The sequence below is a fragment of the Enterobacter cloacae complex sp. EB5 genome, from assembly GCF_031432835.1.
Taxonomy (GTDB): domain Bacteria; phylum Pseudomonadota; class Gammaproteobacteria; order Enterobacterales; family Enterobacteriaceae; genus Enterobacter; species Enterobacter hormaechei_C.
Genome location: NZ_CP133860.1, coordinates 3,362,837 through 3,384,529, shown reverse-complemented (window position 1 = coordinate 3,384,529; position 21,693 = coordinate 3,362,837). Strand labels below are relative to the sequence as shown.

The following is a 21,693-nucleotide window of genomic DNA, read 5'->3' as shown; positions in this document are numbered from 1 at the left end:
TGAGTATGGTGTGGCGCGGATTATAAAGAGCAATAGCGCCATTGCCTATGGTTATGCATAACATTTTTTTAAAATGAGACGAAGATTAGCAACAGCTCGTATTTCGCATGCCGTGTTGATGATGAAAACAGAGCGGACACTGCTTTTCATCAGACGTAAATGACCAGAAATGACGGTGGCACGTCAGGCAAACGGCTTCATATGCCGGTATGGTCACGCTTTTCGCTGTTCCTTCTGTTTGCGTCACGTTTATCGCCGCATGCTGGCATACCGCTTCGCAGCCGCCGCACCCCGTACAGCGTCCGGTTTCCACGACCAGTTCAGCGTTCTCAAACCGAATCGCGTTTTCCGTACAACTTCGCCAGCACGCGCCGCACAGTACGCAGGATCCAGCATCGAAAGTTATCTCTGCCTCGCTAAACGCAGAAAACGCCCTGCGCAGCTCACGCTGGCCGGGCACGACGCTACAGGCCTGGACATCCTCACGGGGAACGTGCATCAGCGCACGCCGGGCGGTATTAACCTCGTTGACGGGTATATGTTTAAACGCCCACGCTGCTTCACCGCGTCGACGAAGCGCCAGATTCAGCCGGGCAATCGCCAGCAACCAGTCAGGATTCTGCTCCGCGTCGATACTGATAAAACGAACGTGGTGCTGCGCGTGCCACAGCAGAAGCTCATTCACCCCTGGCGCACGGTCAGTAAACGGCCCAACAAGCGTATCGCCACACAGAAAGCGTTTTCGCGGCGTGATGCCGGTGATGGCCTCTGCGGGGCAGACTAACAGGCAGTCACCGCATTCAATGCAGCGGCTGTCATCAACCGAGACGCCTGAGTCGGTAAAAGAAAAAGCCTGCACAGGACAGACGTCCGCGCAGGCGAGGCAGGAAGCGTGGCGAAAACGGCGACGGACGCACGCATGCGTCACGTCCATCGCCGGGGCAAAGGTCAATCCGCCCATCAGCCAATACTGAAGAAAACGAAGCGCAGCATCAGTTCACCGACAATCAGCAACGCGCTTCCCAGCAGCATGGGAGATCGCGCCGCTTTCAGACCGCCCGCAGCAAAGCACAGCATACCCGCAACGGATATGCACCAGCTCAGCAGATGCACGTTTCGCAGTTGCTCCAGCATCTGTAGCGGTGCGTGAGGGAACGTCACCACGGTGTTGTCCATAGCCGTAATATCTGCCAGCCAGACGGGCTGCATCACCAGACGCACAAGCACCAGCAGCGTGATAATGACAACCGCCGCACGCACGGTTGTCTGAGAACGCGTCCCAACGGCCATGCAGGCTGAACCGATAATTCCTACCGAGCCGATAAACAGCACCAGAGTGTTAATGTGCTGCCATGTCACCACGGATGCATGCATGTAGATCTGCGCCATGCAGAACACATCGACTAAACCCACCAGACCTGCCACAACCAGCAGCGGCTTCCAGCCCGGCTTTTTGACAAACATCAGCAGCACGGCGAGACCAAGCGCCGCAAGGTAAAGACTGGCAAAGATAATCTCACGGCTCAGCCAGGAGCTGGATACGTGGCGCAGCGCGTTAAGAGCATTAAGCGGATAGCCCATGTGCAGCGCGGAGGCGAGCAGCCCCAGGCTCGCCAGCACAAACGCTCCGGCAGCCGGCAGCAGCGCGCTGCGTTGCGTGCTTCCGAACGCCAGCCACAGCGTAACGCCAACCGATCCTTGCAGGAACAGCGTAAAAATCAGCAGCGGTAACTCATGCATGACGTTTCCCCTCTTTCTCTGCGCCCTGATGCGCTTTGATCACCAGGTTTGGTTTGGTGATGGAGGAATCAGGCAAGCCTTTCACATCACAGACCGCACCATACTTCGCCCGCAGTTCATCAATCGGCCCGAATTTAATCGCTTCGAGTGGACAGGTTGCCACACAGACGGGCTGCTCTCCCTTCGCCTGGAGATCCACGCAGAAATCACATTTGGACATCTGCCCGGTCTGCTCGTTGAGCTGTGGCGCGCCGTAAGGGCAAGACCATGCGCAGTAGCCGCAGCCGACGCACTTATCAGTATCAACGCGCACAATGCCGTCCCCCGGACGCTTATGCATCGCGGTGGTCGGACAGTTCTTGGTGCAGATAGGGTCTGCGCAGTGGTTACAGGAAATAGAGAGCGTGTAGGCAAAAACGTTGTTGCTGACGCCGCCCTGCCCGGTCGGGATAAAACCCCCGCCGTTAACTTCATAAACGCGACGGAAACGACGTCCGACTTCAAGGTTGTTTTTATCTTTGCACGCCACCTGGCATGCCTTGCAGCCCGAGCAGCGAGAAGAGTCGATATAAAAACCCAGCTGTTTGTCGCTCACCGGTGCGTAATGTTTAAACTGACTCATGCTTTAGCTACCTCCACCAGCATGGTTTGATGGGAATTCCCTTTCGCAAGCGCGGTAATACGGGCGGAACTGAGCACGTTTGCGCAGCCGCCTTTATCGATACCCTGCGCGTCCGGCTGCCACCAGGCGCCTGCCTGCATGGCCACCACGCCTGGAATGATGCGCGGCGTGACCTCCGCCGGGATCTCGCAAATGCCGCGCGCGTTATGAATACGCACGGTATCCCCCTGCGCAATGCCGCGCTTTTGCGCATCCTGCGGGTTGATCCACAGCTTTTGCTGCTGCGCCTCAATTAACCACGGGTTGGCGTACTGGGTGGAGTTAGCTCGGTTCTTCCCTTTCCAGGTGATCAGCTGGAGCGGGAAGGTTTTCGCCAGCTCGTCTTCCGGCCCTTCATGGGCAGGCACGTAGTGCGACAGCGCCGGAATTTCCGGGTGATGCATGTCGTACAGACGCTTCGAGAAGATCTCAATTTTACCGGACGGCGTCGGGAACGGATGATTCTGCGGATCGCGAATGTTGTCTTCAAAGGCAACGTACGGCGCGCTTTTGAAAAGATGCTGACGCGTCTTCTGTAGCGTCGCGAAGTCCGGCAGGTTTTCATCCGGCATGGACAGCCGCGTCTGCTCCCAGATGTGCTCAATCCACGCTTTTTCGTCACGGCCCTCGCTGAACGCTGGCTCGACGCCAAGCTTAGCAGCGACCTCCCGCAGCCAGTCGTAGTCTGAACGGCGTTCAAATTCAGGTTCAATCAGCTTTTCTGACAGGATCAGATAGCTTGCCGTGCCCCAGGTTTCGCCGATATTCCAGCGTTCCATAAAGCTGGTTTCCGGCAAAAGCAGGTCGGCGTATCTGGCGCTCGGCGTCATAAACAGATCGCTTGCGACGATAAACTCGATTTTCGACTCGTCTTCCAGGACACGGGTTGCCTGATGAAGATCCGGGTTCTGGTTAGCCAGATAATTGCCCGCCAGCGAGAACAGGATGCGGATATTGCTGTCCAGCTTCTCAGCATCCTTCAGGCCATCTTCCGCGGTTACCTTAGAAGCATCATCCGCGGCCTGTACCCAGTTCATGACCGAAATTTTGGCTTTGACCGGGTTGTCCGGCATCTCTGGCCCGGCCGCAAATTTGCGGTTTGCGCAGCCGCCATAGCCTGCTGCCCAGCCGCCTTTCACCCCGACGTTACCCGTTAGCGTGGCCAGTATCGTCGAGCCGCGCGCGGTGCGCTCGCCGCAGTTGTGACGCTGCGGACCCCAGCCCTGGATCAGCGCGGCGGGTTTGGTGGTTGCGTAGTCGCGCGCCAGCTGACGAATAGTTTGTGCAGGCACGTGAGTGATTTTCTCTGCCCACTCGGGCGTTTTCGCCACGCCATCCTTTGCACCGCTCAGGTAAGCCATCAGGGATTCATTGGCCGGAACGCCCTCTGGCATAGCGTCTTCGTCAAAGCCCAGGGTGTAGCGCTGAATAAAGTCGCGATCGTGCAGGTTCTCCGTGACGATCACATACATCATCGCGTCCATCAGGGCGTTGTCCGTGGCAGGAAGCAATGGGATCCACTGATCGGCCAGGGAGGAAACCGTATCGGAATAACGTGGGTCGACAACAATGAAGCGCGTGCCGTTTTGCTTCATCTTCTGGTAGAAGTGGTTGCTGTGCCCAAAGATGGTTTCCGTCGGGTTATGCCCCCAGAGAATGACCAGTTTGGTGTCCAGCAGCGTGTCCAGAGAGCTGCCGCTGGCGGCGGTGCCGTAGGTATACGGCGTTGCCGCCGCCGTGTTACCCATACTGACCGAGTGATAGCTTTCGAGATAGCCGCCGGTTAAGCTGAGCAGACGACGAACCATTTTATCGCCGGAAAAGGTCCCGCCGGACACCGCGGTGCCCACATGAACATAGCGTGACGCAGCACCGTATTTTTGCGTAATAGTTTTTAATTGATTCGCAATAAGGGTGGTGGCTTCATCCCAGGTAATACGCTCGAATTTTCCTTCGCCACGTTTACCTACACGTTTCATTGGATATTTCAGTCGATCGGGGTGATAAACAAATTTCCGATAAGCCCGACCACGAACGCAGGCGCGCATCACTGGCATCTGCGGATCCAGCGCGTTATCCGGACGCGTTGAAATTCGGGTCACAACGCCATCACTGACGTGAGCACGAATATCACACTTGCCGCCGCAGTCAAACGTACTACAGGTTTGCACCACTTTTTCTTCAGGCGTAGCGTCTGAAACCGCCGCGCCCTGTGCCTGTGCTTTGCCGGTTTTGACGACAAACGGCAGGGCGGCGAGCGCCGACCCTGCCTGAATAAACTGACGCCGGGATATGGCGGGAATAAGCCCTTCTCCCTGATGTTTATTTTTTTTCATTGCTCGTTCCTTCAAATAAAAACGCATTCTCGTTTTTTTTCAGGAACGAATATTGATAATTATCAAGCTAACTCTTGAGGAGTAACACTTAGCGATCTAATTCAAAATTCACCGTCGCCGTTTGTCCTGTTTCATCCAATACAATTAATCGATATTTACCCGGTAAATATAATTGCAGTGAATAATTCTTCTGATGCCCGTCCAGCGGTTCGCCATTCAAAAACCACCATCGTTGCCCCTCCCCGCCGCTGGTTGAAACGTTGAGGGTCATATTTTTCTCACCTGGAAGACGTTTAATTACCGCCCCTTCTCTGACGCCTGACAACATCAGCGGCGCCGCATTATGGTTATCCAGCGGAGGGCAAACCGCTGAACGGGCGGGGAGACGAGCAGCCCGTTTTTCGGCAGCAGGCAGCCAGGGCTCCAGCGGCAGCGGCCAGACATCCAGCACTTTCTCTGTCGCATCAGGGCAATCCGCCGCAACGCGTTTGCCTTCTTTATCCAGCCAGACCGGGAAACGGATCCCGCGAATACCTTCCTGTTCCGGCAGCAGCAGCGTAGGCGGTTCACTGCCTTCCAGCAGCCAGGTTGACAGCCGACGCCGACAGTTTTCGCTCCCTTCAGGCAGGGACTGGCCGCCCGGCCAGCAAATCACGCCCCGTCCTACGCTTGCAGGACGCGGATCGCGCGGCAGACGCGCTTCATCCACCATCGAGCGGGACTGAAGCATATTATTGACCTGATTGAGGAGCGGTACCGCGCTGGCGAAACCAAACTGCCCGGCAACGGGCGTGCCGTCCGGGCGTCCGGTCCAGATTCCAATGACATACCGGGCGTTCAGCCCGATGGCCCAGGCATCCCGATAGCCATAGCTGGTGCCCGTTTTCCACGCCAGCGGCGCAACCTGGGGCAGCGCACTGTCCGGCAGGGGCTGTGCTTCATTAGCGAGAATGCGACGAATGATCCACGCCGCCCCCTGCGACAGCAGCGGACGTTCGATCAGCGGATCGCCCGGCTGCATACGCAGTCGGCCCGCCTTACCCTGACGCGCAAAGGCGCTATAGGCGGCAGCGATATCAGCCAGGCGTGCGCCTGCGCCCCCCAGGATCAGGGAGAGATTGGGCTGTGCCCCCGCAGGCAGAATGAGCGGTAATCCCGCGTTGCTCAGCATTCCGGCAAAACGTTTTGGGCCGTACGCTTCCAGAACCTGCACCGCAGGCAGGTTGAGGGAACGCACCAGGGCTTCGCTCATACTGACCGGCCCATGGAAGCCACTGTCAAAGTTGCCGGGACGATAATCCCCCGTTTTTCTTGGCACATCCTGTAATAACGAAGCGGGATGGATCAGACCATCGTCCAGCGCCATGCCATAGATGAATGGCTTGAGGACCGATCCCGGCGATCGGATCGCATTGACCATATCCACGTGACTAAAACGGCTGTCATCATTGATATCTACCGAGCCTACCCAGCCACGCACTTTCATGGATGTATGATCCACGACGATCATCGCCAGCGAACTGCGGGCAGGCAGGCGTGATTTCCAGTTCATTGCCAGCTCTTCAAGCTGTCGTTGCAATGCTGCATCCAGCGTGGTGACTATTTTTGTGTCACGACTTTTACTCAGCATCATGCGGGAAAAGAGCGGCGCCAGCTGCGGCATCTGCCGGGGGGCCAGCCAGACCGGTTCTTCACGGGACTCTTTGACCTGCTTCTCTGACCAGACGCCCTGAGTCAGCATGCGGTCGAGCACTTTGTTCCGCGCCGCTTCGGCACGTTCCGGCCAGCGGTCCGGGCGCAGACGGCTGGGTGCCTGCGGCAGCACTGCCAGCAGCGCCGCGTCGGAATAGCTCAGCTGAGACGGCGGTTTGCCCAGGTAAGTCCAGCTTGCCGCGCCCACGCCCTGCAACGTGCCGCCAAACGGGGCACGGTTAAGATACAGCGTCAGGATTTCACGCTTGGAGAGATGCCACTCCAGCTGCATCGCCCGCCACAGCTGACGGATTTTGCCGCCAAAAGTACGCGGATGCGGATCCAGCAGGCGTGCCACCTGCATGGTAAGCGTGCTCCCGCCGGAAACCACTCTCCCGGAGGTGAGATCCTGCCAGGCGGCACGCAGTACAGAAAGCGGATTGACGCCCGGGTGATCCCAGAACCAGCGATCTTCATACTGGATCAGCGCCTCGAGATAGCGTGGTGAAACCTCTTCAATGGTAACCGGATAGCGCCAGATGCCTTCGCTGTCGGCAAAACGCCACAGCGGAACACCCTGCTCATCCACGACCACTCGCGCAGGGTTGACCTCTTTCAGGGGCAACGGCCACACGCGGTCAGCGACGACAATCAGCCCCCCTGAAACGAGAAGCGCTCCCGCCAGCCACAGCCAGCGGGAGCGAATCAGGCGTGCTATCCGCATTTTACGGAACAACGATCAGCGGGCCACTGGCCGCCCCCGTTGCCCGCCACTGCGGAACATACATGGACTCGACCATCGGAACAGGCACCTGGTAGGTTCCCGGCGTAACGGCACGGGCCAGGTAAACCAGCGTGACCGGCTGACCTTCATTGACCGGCACCGCGGCCACAAAGCGATCGTCGCGGAATTCCATGTGCTGAATATCAGACTGTTGCATCTGATTGAGCAGGTTTTGCACTTCACTGCCGCTGTCCTGCAAGCTGGCGCTGCTGCTCGCCAGGTTCTGGTTTTCCAGCTCCAGACCTGCCGGGAGCAGATCCACCACCAGCGCATCCGGCACGTTCTGGCTGGCCTTCACTTCCAGCCATACCAGAACCAGTTCACCGCTCTTCAGAGAAGAGAGCGACTTGCTGCTGCCGTCTGTCGCCAGGATATGACGTTCAATCTGCAAGACATTAGAGGATGGCTGAGGCGCATACTCCGGATAGCCAGTAGTGTCCAGTCGTACCCACAGCGGCGTAGTGCCGGTATTCGTCACCTGCAACGCATCAAGCTGAGCGCCGTTCAGGTTTTCTACCTGCGCTTTATCACTGCTCTGGGTCTGTTCAGAGAGGGTGGTCGTTGCCTGCCACGCACCTGACAAGGTTTGCAGTGAACGTCCGGCCAGGAACAGCGCATTGCTCTCCTGGGTAGACAGCCAGCGCTGGCTGAACGCGTCTTCAGATAACGCGTTCAGCAGCCTGTTTTGCGCATCCGGTAGCAGCTTGTACTCTTCCAGCAGGGAGAGCATCAGGGCATTATCACGCAGCTGGCTGCCGTAATCCGCCATCCAGTTTCGGCTGTCGTTACGGGGAGTTTTGAGAGCCAGATCCAGCGCCTGCTGGCTGCGCGGTGCATCCCCCATCAGTTTGAGTGCCATGCCCAGCTGCATCAACGGAAGCCCGGAAGCAGCCTGAGCGTGGCGCTCCCAGATTTCACGCAGCGCACCGAGCGGCGCTTTTTGCTGACGAGCCAGCACCAGCGAAGCGTACGCCTGAACAGCAAATTTGCTGGCCTGGGTGTTGTCGCTGTAGCGAATGGACATCATCCCCGGATCCTGTAAATAGCGCAGCAGTCGGCTGTTGGCGTTATTCACCGCCTCGGCAGGCACGCTGTAACCCTGCTCACCTGCCCGCACCAGGAAGTCCGTGACGTATGCGGTCAGCCAATACTCTTCCGGACCGTTTTTATCCCACAAGGCAAAACCGCCATCGTCACGCTGCATTTGCAGCAGACGGGAGATCCCGATATCAATGGCCGCACGGCGTTTATCGTCAGTATCGCCCTTAATGCCCAGTGCCTTCAGCTGTGCCGCGTTGGTGTAGAGGGACGGGTACAGACCGCTGGTGGTCTGCTCAAGACATCCATACGGATAGGCCTGAAGTTCACGAATGTAGCGCGCCAGATTTAAAGGTGGTTTACCGCTGAGCAACAGCTGCCCCTGTAGCGTGGCAGGCGAGAAACCGGCGATATGCTGTGCTGGCGCGCTCCAGGATTCGCCAGGGTTCAGCATCGTGCCCGTATTCACGGTTTGCGCCGGGAATGCGGGACGCACGCCAATTTTCCAGCTCTTCTGCTGCGGCGCAAACGTCTCACCAGGGAGCTGAAGTCCCGTCACCTGAGCAGTCACTTCCCCATCGCCATAGCCCTCCAGGGCACGCACCGGAATAAACAGCGTGGTACGTGCGCCAGGCGGCAGCTTAACCGGCTCTGGCTGAGCGCCTTCGAGCGACAACTTATCGGTTGCAGTTAGCGCAATGTTCAGCGTTTGCGGCTGGTCCGTCAGGTTAGTCAGGTCCAGCGTCAGGCGAGAGGTATCGCCACTTGCGAGGAATCGCGGCGTATTAAGCTCGGTAATAATCGGAGCCGCTACAATGATTTTGCTTTCGCTACTGCCGAAATCGTCTTCCGTCCAGGCCTGTGCCATCAGACGCAGTTCGCCGTTGAAATCGCCAATCGGCAGCGTGATGGTGCCTTCGCCGTTGGCATCAAGCGTAACCGGCTGCGCCTGCTGGGCAATTATGGTGACATGGTTCACCGGTGGCTTACCGCCGCGTTTCAGTTCATCGCCGTCTCCGCCGAAGCGCAGTGCGGCCAGACGTCCCTGACCTTCAATCACCTGGCCGTAAACATCATAGATGTCCGCGCCATAGCGCTTCTGACCGAAGAAAGCTTCCCACGGATCCGGCGTGACGTAGTCGGTAATGTTCAGCACGCCGCTATCGACAGCCGAGACCAGCACGTTCACCTTCTGTGGCACCGCCCCCTCTTTTACGCTGGCTTTCACTTTCACAGAAAGCGTCTGGTTCGGACGCATTTTTTGCGGGTTATCCAGTGCGATGTTCAGGCGCCGATTTTCGTCTCCCATTGGCAGATGCAGCAGGCCAACCGCCCGTTTTGGCGTGGCGGATTTGGATTTATCGCCAGGACGAACCACCAGCGTACTGAGGTAGAGATCGTGACGTTTCCAGGCCTTATCCACCGGAATGGCGAGATCCAGACCGTTTGCTGGCACGTCGATCTCTTTCCACCACAGCGGTCCTTCGCTGGATTCGATCATTGCATAGCCCTTGCCTGCGGCTGGCGCTGCAATATGCAGGTTGATGGTATCGCCTGGCTGATAGGATGGCTTGTCCAGTTTCAGCGTCACACGATCCGGGCGTGCAGCGCCCGTGCCATCGCTGTTATCCTGCCAGCTGTACCCCGCCCAGAAGCGCACGCTGCTGACCATGTCATCAGGGGCTTTCACTTCCAGACGGTATGAGCCCCACTCCACCGGGAAGGTGACTTTACCGGTTTCATCAGCCTTGAGGTTTAGCTCCTGTTCGCCCTCAACCAGATCTTTTTGATCAAACTGGGACTGCCAGCCCTCACTCTCGGACCAGTTCCAGAAGTAGTCGCGACGCTCACGGATCAGACGCACCTGCAAACCGGATACCGCTTTTTTCGCCCCGCTGGCGTCGGCATAGACGATGTCAAAGCTGGCGTTGCCGTTTTCATCGACAATCGGCTGATTGACGGTGGTATCGGTACGGTAGTCGTAAACGGCCTTGCTGGCGAACTGTGGGCGGATCCCTGGAAGTTCAGCCGCAGGCCAGATAGCCTGCTCGGCGCGTCGCGTTACCGGACGCCCACCTGATTCCAGCAGGCTGGCCTGCAAAATCAGTTGCAGCGGCGAGTGCGCCTCTTTCCACTGGCTTTCGGTGGTAACCTGTCCGCGCCCCTGTTCGTCCAGCGTAAGCTGAACTTCATCCAGGCTGCGGCTCAGGTTCTCCTCGGCAATATCACCGAACTGGAAGCCAGGCAGCGCAGGCACCGCGTCACGTAGCGGACGCAGGAAAAGCTGGCCTTGCAGAGAATTGCCGTTAGCTGGCGCGCCATACAGGTAATAGCCCACAACGTTAAAGTCGACATTATCTTGCGGAGAAACCGGCGTTTTTTGCCCGGTCAGATTCAGCGCCATACGCTCAGGCATAAAATCTTCGACGTGGAAATCCCACATGCGCTGCTGGTTATCGCCCGTATTCGCGCGAATATGCCACATGCCGGTCTGGGCGCCGCTATCAAGCGGATAGTTGAAGCGATAAAGGCCGTTCTCAGGTTGCACAACGACCGTACGCGCCACCTGTCCGTCCGGGCGCAGCACGTCAAGTTTTACCGGCTGATCGGGAAGCGGTTTGCCATCGCTGTCGCGAAGCAGGCCGTTCAGGATCACCGTTTCACCCGGACGATAGAGATCGCGCGGGCCAAACATAAAGAACTGTTTGCTGTACCCCGGGTTACCGGCGATATCAAACTCCGCCAGATCCAGCGCCGGAAGTTTGAGGTCGAGAAGCGTGGTCTGGCCATCCTTACTGGCCAGGATCAGCGCGGCTTCTTTATCGGTTTCCAGTTTCGCATGACCATCGGCGTCGCTGTTCGCCTCGGCCAGGGTCTGCCCTTTATCGTTCAGAAGGGTAATGGTCACGCCTGACTGCGCCGCACCGTTTTCAAGACTCTGGGTGAAGATGTCCAGGCGGTTATGATAACGGTGAGCGGACAGCCCAATATCACTTAAGGTAAAGAGCGTTGCGGCGTTACTGTAGTTATAGTGACCAGCCTGATTCATCACGGCGATATAGACGCCAGACTGCTGGAGCGGCTTAATATCTTTAAGCGGCAGGAGCAGTTTTTCACGCGTGTTGCGCGCCGGGTTGAGGTCGAAACGGCCTGTGTAGACCAGTTCCGCCATCTTCAGCAGGTTGTCAGATTCCCAGTTGGTCAGCGAGTTACGGTACTCCCACTGGCTGACAAACGAGGCCAGCGACTCCGGCTTCACGCGATAGAAGTTCACGTCCACATTGTTGACGTTGAGCGCCATCACCGGCAACCCTTCCACCACCTTACCCGGCAGCAGCGATCCGCGGCTGGCGAATCCGACCGTCGGTTCAACATCGCGGGTGGTGATCGCTTTTTCATAGTCAATGCCGAATGTCGCTTTGTTCAGCGCCAGCAAATCACGTTCGACGGTGACGACCAGATTACGATTCGGCTCCAGATGGCGCAGGCGCAGCTCTTTCAGATTGGGGGCCAGTTCCCAGGCGCCGTCCACTTTGCCGCTTTTTTTATCCACCACATGCACCGTTTTCGCAAAATCCTGGCTGGGATCCAGCGGTACAGAGAAGGTCAGAACCAGCGTCGCGGCGCCGTCGAGCTGCACTTCAGAGGCATCCAGCAGCGTCAACGCCTTACCCTGACTCTGCGCGGCCAGCTTAGCCAGCTTGTCAGGATCCGGTGTTGCCGGGGTTTTCTGTTCTGATGCAGTAGACGCTGCGGGGGCAGCGGCCTGAGGTTTGTCATCGCTGTTATCACAGCCGACAAGCGTAAAGGTGGTGAGCAGCGCGAGAGAGATCGCAGCTAAGCGAAACGGTTTCATCCTATGTCCCTGGCCTGAGGGGCCTGTTGGTCGTCGTCCGGATAAGTATTATCCGCAAGTTTCGTTAATACAAAAAGTCCAATTTTATAATCTTGAAAGCGCCTCGCAGATTGGCATCACGCTGCAACACCGTGTTGGAACCGCGATCACAGCGCATAACGTAACATGTTACCTTTCGCGTCATTTGTTTTTAAAACAAGAAGATAGCTGGATAAGCTCGCATCAGGCCTGCTAGTTTTATGACCATGACGCACCCCGAGTGCGCGGTTCAATAAGAGAGAAAGCCATGAAACGAGCCGTGAACGCCCTACAAAATTTCGGAAAATCACTTTACGGACCTGTACTTATCTTACCCATCGTCGGTCTGTTTATCGCCTTTGGGAATGTGCTGGGTAACGGCAATCTGGCCGAGTACCTGCCGTTTCTCGGCCACCCGCTGATCCAGAGTGTCGGCCAGCTGATCGCCAAATCTGCCGTGTCGGTGCTGGTCAACCTGGCGCTGGTGTTTGCCGTTGGGATCCCCATTGGTCTGGCAACCCGAGATAAAGGCTACGCAGCGCTGATTGGGTTGGTGACCTTTATCGTATTCATTAACGCGATGAACGTGACGTTACAGCTTCAGGGAGAACTGGCCCCTGCGGAACAGATGAAAGCCGCCGGAAAAAGCATGGTGCTGGGCGTTCAGGTGCTGGAGATGGGCGTTTTCGCCGGGATCCTGACCGGGGCGCTCTCCGGTTATCTGTACAACAAATATTCCGGTGTCCAGTTTAACGGCGCGATGGCGATTTACTCCGGCCACTGCTTTGTCGCGATTGTGATGCTGCCTGTCTCTATGCTGCTCGGCGTGGTCATGAGCGAACTCTGGCCGTACGCACAGCATGGAATAAGCGCCCTGGCGCTGGCGATCAAAGGGTCCGGTCCGTTTGGCGTGGCGATTTACGGTTTCCTTGAACGCATTCTGGTGCCGACGGGCCTGCATCATCTGGTCTATACGCCGTTCCTGTATACCGAACTGGGCGGTACGCAGGAGGTGTGCGGTACGGTTTATCAGGGCGCACGCAATATCTACTTCGCCGAGATGGCCTGCCCGGACGTGAAGCAGCTCAGCAGCACCGTAGTGTGGGATGCGCGCGGCATCAGCAAGATGTTCGGCCTTCCTGCCGCCGCGCTGGCGATGTACATGACCGCGAAGCCAGAGCGTAAAGCGATTGCGAAAGCGATTCTGATCCCGGCGGCGCTGACCTCGCTGCTGGTCGGCGTAACCGAGCCGATTGAGTTCTCCTTCCTGTTTGTCGCCCCGCTTTTGTTCGTGGTGCATGCGGTGCTGACCGGTATCGGCATGATGCTGTTCTCGCTGTTTGGCGTTCACGCCATCGGCGCCAACGGGATTATCGATATCATCCTCTACAACCTGCCGCTCGGCACGGAGAAGTCCAACTGGCCCATGTACATCGTGGTCGGGCTGATCATGTTCGCCCTTTATTTCGTGGTGTTCCGCTTCCTGATCCTGCGCTTCAACATGAAAACGCCGGGGCGTGAGGATGAGGACCAGGAGACGCGCCTTTACAGCAAGCAGGAGTACCAGGCGAAGGGCAATAACGACGGGCTGGGCGAATCCATCGTGGTGGGTCTGGGCGGTCGGGAAAACATAGAGGTGGTAGATAACTGCTACACCCGCTTACGCGTCACGGTGAAGGACGTCGCCATCATCGACGAACCGCGCCTGAAAGCGACCGGCGCGAAAGGGATTATCAAACAAGGTAACAACGTTCAGGTGGTCTACGGGCTGCATGTCAAAAAAATGCGAGAAGCCGTTGAGACGTTTCTCTGAAAGGAGCTAAAAATGTTTACACCCCCATTTATTCTGTCGATTGCCGGCGGCGGTAGCACCTACACGCCAGGTATTGTGAAAAGCCTGATGGTACGTCTGCACGATTTCCCTCTGGCAGAGATCCGCCTGTATGACATTGACGAGGCGCGCCAGAACACCATTGCGCCCGTGGTGGAGAAGGTTATTCGCGACCACAGCCAGAGCATCAAATTCACCGTCACCAGCGATCCGGAAGTGGCCTTCAGCGGCGCGCATTTTGTTTTTGCTCAGATGCGCGTCGGACAGTACAAAATGCGCGAGCAGGATGAAAAGATCCCGCTGCGCCACGGGGTGGTCGGCCAGGAAACCTGCGGACCCGGCGGGCTGGCATATGGCCTGCGTACTATCCTGCCAATGGTCGAGCTGATCGATCGGGTGGAACGCTACGCGCACGAAAAGGCGTGGATCGTGAACTACTCCAACCCGGCGGCGATCGTCGCCGAGGGCGTGCGTCGCCTGCGCCCCAACGCACGCGTGCTGAATATCTGCGATATGCCGGTTGCCGCCATGCGCAATATGGGCGCCATTCTGGGCGTGGATCGTCATAAACTGGAGGTGGACTATTTCGGCCTCAACCACTTCGGCTGGTTTACCCGCGTGCGGGTGGACGGCGAGGACAAGCTGCCGGAGCTGCGTAAACATATCGCGAAGTTTGGCCTGCTGACGGAAGATGCCGCGAAAACCGACCCGCAGCACTCGGATCCGTCGTGGGTGAAAACCTGGCGCAACATCAAGCCGATTATGGATAACTTCCCGGAGTACCTGCCGAACCCGTATCTACAGTACTACCTGATGCCGAACCAGATTGTGGAGCATCAGAACCCGGACTATACCCGCGCCAACGAAGTGATGAACGGGCGTGAGAAAAAGCTGTTTGCCGCCGCAGAAGAGTACCAGCGCAGTGGGATCTTACCGGACGCCTTCCACGTAGGTGTTCACGGCGAATTTATCGTCGATGTCGCCTGTTCGCTGGCGTTCAACCTGCGCCAACGCCATCTGGTGATGGTCGAAAACCGCGGGGCGATTACCAATCTGCCGTACGATGCGGTGGTGGAAGTGCCTGCCTATATCACCTCCGAAGGGCCGGAGCCTGTCCGCGTGGGTCAGGTGCCGCTGTTCCACCAGACGCTCCTGCAACAGCAGCTCGCCTCTGAACAGCTGCTGGTTGAGGCAACCATCGAAGGCAGCTACGAGAAAGCGTTGCAGGCGTTTACTCTGAACCGCACCATGCCGACCATGGAGCACGCGAAAGCGATTCTGGATGAGATGATCGACGCCAACCGCGACTACTGGCCTGCGCTGCAAAAGGCCTGGCAGGACGGTGAAGCGGTGAAAAAATAGGGGCTTGCTCGCGAGTTGAACGTGGTTAGCTTGTCGGTGTCAGAAAAAACACCGACAATCCTTTTTTACGGAAAAGAATGGAGGCAACCATGTCCACCTCATATTTTGTCGCTGCCGACTGGCTGATTGAGCACGGCGACGACCCGGAAGTTCAGATTATCGACGCGCGTATGGCCCCTCCGGGCCAGGAGCATCGTGACGTTCCCGCTGAATACCGTGCAGGGCACCTGCCTGGCGCGGTATTTTTTGATATCGAAGCCCTCTCCGATCACACCTCTTCCCTGCCGCACATGCTGCCGCGCCCGGAAGCGTTTTCCGTGGCGATGCGCGAGCTGGGCATCAGCAAAGATAAACATCTTGTTGTTTACGATGAAGGTAATCTGTTTTCCGCGCCGCGAGCGTGGTGGATGCTGAAAAACTTCGGCGTGGAAAAAGTGTCGATTCTGGCGGGCGGACTTGCAGGCTGGAAGCGCGACGAACTACCGCTTCAGCAGGGTGACGTCACGCTGCCGGAAGGGGATTTCGACGCGACGTTTGACGCTAACGTGGTGAAACGCCTGACCGACGTACTGGTCGTGAGCCATGAAAGGACGGCGCAAATCGTCGATGCGCGTCCCGCTCCACGCTTCAACGCAGAAGCGGATGAACCGCGTCCGGGACTGAAACGCGGACATATCCCGGGTGCACTGAACGTGCCGTGGGGCGATCTGGTGTTTGAAGGCGAGCTGAAAACCACCGATGAATTGCGTGCCATTTTTGAACGTCAGGGCGTGGATTTGCATCGTCCGGTTATTGCCAGCTGCGGCTCCGGCGTGACGGCCTGCGTGGTGATCCTGGCGCTGGCAACCCTTGGCGCGAATGACGTGACCCTGTATGACGGCGCCTGGAGTGAATGGGGTGCACGAGACGATCTGCCGGTTGAACCGGCGAAATAATGGATAACCGCCTGGCAACGCTGTTAACGCGCGGGTCGTCGCTGACCCGCGCGGAGTATCGCGTCCTCGCCCACCTCACTGAGCATCCGCTGCTGGTGGGCAACATCACGGTGCGCGAACTGGCGCAGGCGACATTTGTCTCTACCGCGACGATTATGCGGTTGTGCCAGAAGCTGGGGTTTAGCGGCTTTAGCGAGTTTATCTGGCACTGCAAACAGTTGCTTTCTGACACGCCGCATATCACCGTACAGCCTGAGCAACATGCGGAAATGCCCGCGCTTTTTGCCCGGTTCATTGCCAACTATCAGCAGTCCTTCCAGTGGGTTACCCAGGACAAACGTCAGCAGTTTGCCAGCCTGCTGCGCCAGAAAGAGAGCTTCTTTCTCTACGGCGCCGGGTTTTCGTATCTTTTTGCCGAGTACCTGACCAAGAAGTTGCAGGTACTGGGAAAAACGGCGTTCATCTCCGGACCGGGGGACAGCCGGAATATTTTTCTCAGCAACGCCGCGCGCTATCAGGTGTTTATTGCCGTTTCGCGCAGCGGCGAAACGGAGCAGGTACTGGATAAAGCGCGGATCGCCAAAAACGTCGGCATGACCATCGTCGCGTTTACCCGCGCATCGGCCAATACGCTGGCGGGTATGGCGGACGTGCATTTTGCCCTCTATGACGAAGCGGTACATTTCGCCGCCGAAGCCGCAGGGGTGACGTCGTTTGAGTCGAATCTGGTGCTGCTGATGGATTTACTGCTGCTGGAAGCAACGGGGTGAAGGTCACCCCGCCGTAATCAGATAATGCGGTTGGTCTTGAGATCGCGCAGGAAGCCGCCCCAGCGACGCTCGTAGAACGGGGTGATGTGCTCGGTAATAAAGTGGCTGATCCCCTTCTCACCTTTCTTCACCTGACAGATATCAATCGGCTCATCGCCCGGCAGGGTGTCGGTTGCTACGCTTCCCGCCGCCTGGATGATCTCCTCGATATCGCCGTCGGCCTCAATCCCTATCAGCAGAACAGGTTTTTCGTCAGCGCTCTCTTTGATGGAGCAGAGGAACGCGCGTTTTACCGGCTTGATGGTTTTAAACAGCGTGGTCAGGGAGTCAATCATCTGCGCGGGCGGCTCGGCCACTTCAGACAGCAGCAGCGTTTCGCCCCCTTCCAGCACCTCCTGAGTGCTGAGCGGGTTGCCCTCGTCACCAATCAGGTGGCTGATTTCGCGCGGAGTAAACTCTTTCCCGGTCGGCAGTTTGGCGTTGAGGAACAGCGTCTGCCCCAGGGTCATTTCGAACAACGTGCGCACCGGCATCACCACGAACGCCAGTTCGTCTTCTACCGCTTCCTGCAAGGCCTCGAGCGAGGTAAAGAACGGGATCACCGACGTGCCGTCGTCTTTCTCCCAGTGCAGCAGATCCAGCGCGCTGTCTTCGACAACCTGCTCCCCTTCCGCCGCGGTGCCCGGCACCCAGACTGTGGATTCCAGCAGTGTGCGGAAAAAGGCCGGACGGTGGGCGGGCTCGGTCGCCGCCTGCTCCAGCAGGGTTTCTAATTCGTTTTTGGTTTCTGACATAGTTTGGCTACTTCAAAAAACGCCGGGTGGCGCTTCGCTTACCCGGCCTACAAAACCGTAGGCCCGTGCAAGCGCAGCGCCGCCGGGCAATATGATGACTCCGAAGGCGCGCGTAAGCGTAGCGCTACCCGGCAAAAAAGATCACTCAGCCGTCAGCAGGTTCGCCACGGTACGCACGCCCAGACCGGTCGCACCCGCAGACCACTGCTCAACCGCTGCTTTACGGTAGGTTGCGGAGCAGTCAATGTGCAGCCAGCCTTCATGGTAGTTCTCAACGAAGTGAGACAGGAAGCCTGCTGCGGTGCTTGCCCCCGCCGGGTACGCCGCGCTCGCGGTGTTGTTCAGCTCGGCAAAGTTAGACGGCAGCTGGCTGCGGTGGAACTCGGCCAGCGGCAGACGCCAGAACGGTTCGTTTTCCGCCGCCGCGCTGGCCAGCAGGCGAGCGGCCAGCTTGTCGTCGAAGCTGAACAGCGCGTGGTAGTCGTTACCCAGAGCCGTTTTCGCCGCACCGGTCAGGGTCGCCATGTCGATGATCAGCTCCGGCTTCTGCGCAGAGGCGTCGATCAGACCATCGGCCAGCACCAGACGGCCTTCGGCGTCGGTGTTCATCACCTCAACGTTTTTACCGTTGCGGTAGCGAATGATGTCGCCCAGCTTGAAGGCGTTGCCGCTCACCATGTTGTCCGCGCAGCACAGGTAGAGCTTCACGCGCTTATTCAGACCACGTGTGATGGCGAACGCCAGCGCGCCGGTAATGGTCGCCGCGCCGCCCATGTCGGACTTCATAGAGTCCATGAACGCGCTCTGCTTCAGGCTGTAGCCGCCGGTGTCGAAAGTGATGCCTTTCCCGACCAGACAGGCAAAGACCGGCGCTTCTTTATCGCCGGTTGGGTTGTAGTCCAGCGCCAGCAGGACCGGAGGACGCTCAGAACCACGGCCCACGGTGTGGATACCCATATAGTTCTGCTCGCGCAGGTCTTCGCCTTTGGTGATGCGGTAAGACATCTTGTCGCCCGCCACGCCGCACAGCAGGTCAACCGCGCGCTGCGCCAGCTGCTCAGGGCCTAACTCTTCCGCCGGGGCGTTGATGGTGTCGCGCACCCAGTCGATAATTTTCAGGCGGCTTTCCAGCTCTTTCTGACCGGCTTCGTCGAGGTTCGCCCACTCGATTTTGCGGGTGCCTTTTCGGCCCTTTGTAGCCAGCCCAGAATGCCCAGCTGCGGTCGGTGTCCCAGCCTTCGCCTTCCAGCGACACATGCTTAATGCCAAGGCCGTCAATTTTACGCGCGGCGCGCTGGATCAGGCCCAAATCATCTTTGCCCGTCAGGTGCAGGGTAATACCGTCGTTGTTGATGCTGTAGGTGGCTTTTTCGCCCCAGCGTGCGTCAGCAGGCTGATTCGAGAGCGTAATCTTCATCGCTTCGGTCATTTTATTTATCCTTATTAGCAAACGGGCCGCCTGAAGGCAGCCCGTTAAGTGATTTACTCTGCTTCATCTAACCAGACTAACAGAATCGCCTCCAGAATTTTTTCATTGGATGCGTTTGGATCGTCGTCAAAATCTTCCAGATCGCAAATCCACTGATGCATGTCGGTGAATCGTACGGTCTTCGGATCGAGATCCGGGTTCGCGTCGTAGAGCGCTTCGCCGATTTCACGGCTGTCTGTCCACTTCAGTCCCATATCAATGCTCGCGTGCGTGGTTGATGGTGTAACGTGGGAACTCCACGACCAGATCTTCATCGGTCACCGCAGCCTGGCAGCTTAAGCGGCTGTCTGGCTCCAGACCCCATGCTTTATCCAGCATGTCGTCTTCGTCTTCGGTGCTCTCGGCGAGAGAATCAAAACCTTCACGTACGATGCAGTGGCACGTTGTGCAGGCACAGGATTTTTCACAGGCGTGTTCCACTTCGATACCAGCACGCAGGGCTACATCGAGAATGGTTTCACCGGTCTTCGCTTCCAGAACTGCGCCATCCGGACAGAGGTCCGCATGAGGCAAAATAACAATCTTTGGCATATTAAACCTCGTCCACGGACTGGCCTTTCAGCGCGACGCGGACAGATTTGTCCATGCGGCGAGCAGCGAAGTCCTGGGTTTGTTTATCAACGTTTTTAATGGCTTCTTCTATTGCGTCAGCGTCATTGCCTTCGGCCACGGCGCTTAAGCGTGCGGCAGCGTCGTCAATGACCTGGCGCTCAGCGGCGCTTAACAGCGCGGCATCGGCAGCGAGCGCCCCGTTCAGGCTTTCCAGCACGCGGGCGGCTTCCACTTTTTGTTCGGCCAGCATACGCGCCTTCACATCCTGCTCGGCGTAGCTCATTGAGTCCTGAATCATGGAGGCGATTTCGCCATCGGTCAGGCCGTAGGACGGCTTCACCTGGATGGACGATTCCACGCCGGTCGATTTTTCCATCGCCGTGACGCTCAGCAGGCCGTCCGCATCCACCTGGAAGGTGACGCGAATATGCGCCCCGCCCGCCGGCAGCGCCGGAATGCCGCGCAGCGCAAAGCGCGCCAGAGAGCGGCAGTCCTGCACCAGCTCGCGCTCGCCCTGCATCACGTGGATGGACATCGCGGTCTGGCCGTCTTTGAAGGTAGTAAACTCCTGCGCGCGCGCCACCGGAATAGTGGTGTTACGCGGAATGACTTTCTCTACCAGGCCGCCCATGGTTTCTAAACCCAAAGACAGCGGGATGACGTCCAGCAGCAGCATTTCGCTGTCCGGCTTGTTGCCGACCAGGATATCGGCCTGGATAGCGGCGCCCACGGCAACCACTTTGTCCGGGTCGATGGAGGTCAGCGGCGTGCGGCCAAAGAATTCGCCCACGCGCTCGCGCACCAGCGGCACGCGGGTTGAGCCGCCAACCATGACCACTTCCAGCACCTCGCTGGCCTCCACGCCCGCATCTTTCAATGCGCGACGGCAGGCCAGCAGGGTACGCTTAACCAGAGGCGCAATCAGTTCGCTGAACTGGTCGCGGGTGATCTCACCCTGCCAGCCTGCGACGTACACGCTGACGGACTGTGCGTCGCTCAGGGCGATTTTGGCGTCGATGGCCGCATCCAGCAGTTCTCGCTGCACGCGCGCATCGCTGCGATCGCTGATGCCCGCCTGCTCGCGGATGTAGTCTGCCAGCAGATGGTCGAAGTCATCGCCGCCGAGCGCGGAATCCCCGCCGGTCGCCAGCACTTCAAACACGCCGCGGCTCAGGCGCAGGATAGAGATATCAAACGTCCCGCCGCCGAGATCGTAAACCGCAATCACCCCTTCCTGACCGGAATCGAGGCCGTAGGCAATCGCCGCCGCCGTCGGTTCGTTCAGCAGACGCAACACGTGCAGGCCCGCCAGACGCGCGGCGTCTTTGGTGCCCTGACGCTGTGCATCGTCGAAGTAGGCCGGAACGGTGATCACCACGCCGTCGAGATCGCCGCCGAGCGTCGCCGTGGCGCGTGCCGCCAGCGCTTTGAGGATGTCAGCAGAAACGCGAATCGGGTTCAGCAGACCGGCCGCGGTCGCGATCATCGGCAGACCGTTTTCGCTGGCCTGAAGCTGATACGGCAGATGCGGGTAACGGGTCTGGATATCAGCCAGCGAGCGGCCCATCATGCGCTTGACGGAGCTGATGGTATTGGCCGGATCGCGCGCGGCGTTAGCCCGGGCATCAAACCCGACCGCGTGACCCTGCTGCTGGTAGTGGACCACGGAAGGCAGCAGATGGCGCCCCTGCTCGTCAGCCAGCGTTTCCGCCTGGCCGCTACGCACGGTCGCCACGAGAGAATTGGTGGTGCCCAGATCAATACCTACCGCCAGACGACGCTGGTGCGGTGCGGCGCTTAAGCCAGGCTCACTAATTTGTAATAAGGCCATAATT

Annotated in this window: 14 protein-coding genes and 1 pseudogene; 4 read left to right on the top strand and 11 right to left on the bottom strand. The window is 58.2% G+C overall.

All coding sequences use genetic code 11. The features are described 5' to 3' along the window. Positions 1-85: 85 nt before the first annotated feature. The 6 genes from RHN82_RS16270 to RHN82_RS16245 form a co-directional block, all read right to left on the bottom strand. Positions 86-961, bottom strand: a complete 876-nt coding sequence (locus tag RHN82_RS16270) for a 4Fe-4S binding protein (RefSeq protein ID WP_047050302.1) — start codon at positions 959-961, stop codon at positions 86-88. After that, positions 961-1,740: a DmsC/YnfH family molybdoenzyme membrane anchor subunit gene (locus RHN82_RS16265; RefSeq protein WP_047050303.1), complete on the bottom strand. Its 780-nt coding sequence runs from the start codon at positions 1,738-1,740 to the stop codon at positions 961-963. Before RHN82_RS16265 ends, RHN82_RS16270 begins: the two co-directional genes overlap by 1 nt. Further along, a complete protein-coding gene (locus RHN82_RS16260; protein WP_047050304.1) occupies positions 1,733-2,362 on the bottom strand; it encodes a DMSO/selenate family reductase complex B subunit in 630 nt (209 codons plus the stop codon). Before RHN82_RS16260 ends, RHN82_RS16265 begins: the two co-directional genes overlap by 8 nt. After that, positions 2,359-4,737 (bottom strand): DMSO/selenate family reductase complex A subunit, encoded by a 2,379-nt coding sequence (locus RHN82_RS16255; protein ID WP_047050305.1) that lies wholly within the window; start codon positions 4,735-4,737, stop codon positions 2,359-2,361. Before RHN82_RS16255 ends, RHN82_RS16260 begins: the two co-directional genes overlap by 4 nt. A gap of 88 nt (positions 4,738-4,825) precedes the next feature. Further along, the gene (gene pbpC, locus RHN82_RS16250) at positions 4,826-7,153 is read right to left on the bottom strand and encodes a peptidoglycan glycosyltransferase PbpC (protein WP_047050307.1); all 2,328 of its coding nucleotides are present in this window, start codon (positions 7,151-7,153) and stop codon (positions 4,826-4,828) included. 1 nt (position 7,154) lies between these two features. Beyond that, positions 7,155-12,107 (bottom strand): alpha-2-macroglobulin, encoded by a 4,953-nt coding sequence (locus tag RHN82_RS16245; protein ID WP_047050308.1) that lies wholly within the window; start codon positions 12,105-12,107, stop codon positions 7,155-7,157. Between the two features lie 286 nt (positions 12,108-12,393). Here RHN82_RS16245 and RHN82_RS16240 point away from each other — a divergent pair, with 286 nt between their 5' ends. The 4 genes from RHN82_RS16240 to RHN82_RS16225 all read left to right on the top strand — a co-directional run bounded on the left by RHN82_RS16240 (position 12,394) and on the right by RHN82_RS16225 (position 17,023). Further along, a complete protein-coding gene (locus RHN82_RS16240; RefSeq protein ID WP_047050309.1) occupies positions 12,394-13,938 on the top strand; it encodes a PTS transporter subunit EIIC in 1,545 nt (514 codons plus the stop codon). A 12-nt stretch (positions 13,939-13,950) separates the two neighbouring features. Further along, positions 13,951-15,318: a 6-phospho-alpha-glucosidase gene (locus RHN82_RS16235; protein WP_047050310.1), complete on the top strand. Its 1,368-nt coding sequence runs from the start codon at positions 13,951-13,953 to the stop codon at positions 15,316-15,318. An 89-nt stretch (positions 15,319-15,407) separates the two neighbouring features. Further along, positions 15,408-16,253, top strand: a complete 846-nt coding sequence (gene sseA / locus RHN82_RS16230; protein WP_047050311.1) for a 3-mercaptopyruvate sulfurtransferase — start codon at positions 15,408-15,410, stop codon at positions 16,251-16,253. Beyond that, a complete protein-coding gene (locus tag RHN82_RS16225; RefSeq protein ID WP_032649089.1) occupies positions 16,253-17,023 on the top strand; it encodes a MurR/RpiR family transcriptional regulator in 771 nt (256 codons plus the stop codon). The genes sseA and RHN82_RS16225 overlap by 1 nt, the downstream gene beginning before the upstream one ends. A gap of 17 nt (positions 17,024-17,040) precedes the next feature. Here RHN82_RS16225 and sseB read toward each other — a convergent pair whose 3' ends face one another. From sseB to hscA, 5 genes and pseudogenes are all read right to left on the bottom strand, one after another. Next, positions 17,041-17,817, bottom strand: a complete 777-nt coding sequence (gene sseB / locus RHN82_RS16220) for an enhanced serine sensitivity protein SseB (RefSeq protein WP_047050314.1) — start codon at positions 17,815-17,817, stop codon at positions 17,041-17,043. A 141-nt stretch (positions 17,818-17,958) separates the two neighbouring features. Continuing rightward, positions 17,959-19,246, bottom strand: a pseudogene (pepB, locus tag RHN82_RS16215) (aminopeptidase PepB). Positions 19,247-19,299: 53 nt separating this feature from the next. Beyond that, positions 19,300-19,500 (bottom strand): Fe-S cluster assembly protein IscX, encoded by a 201-nt coding sequence (gene iscX, locus RHN82_RS16210; protein WP_003860650.1) that lies wholly within the window; start codon positions 19,498-19,500, stop codon positions 19,300-19,302. Between the two features lies 1 nt (position 19,501). Then, entirely contained in the window at positions 19,502-19,837 is a 336-nt protein-coding gene (gene fdx / locus RHN82_RS16205) for an ISC system 2Fe-2S type ferredoxin (RefSeq protein WP_003860652.1), read from the bottom strand. 1 nt (position 19,838) lies between these two features. Then, on the bottom strand, positions 19,839-21,689 hold the full coding sequence (gene hscA, locus RHN82_RS16200; RefSeq protein WP_047050316.1) for a Fe-S protein assembly chaperone HscA: 1,851 nt from the start codon (positions 21,687-21,689) through the stop codon (positions 19,839-19,841). Positions 21,690-21,693: the final 4 nt, after the last annotated feature.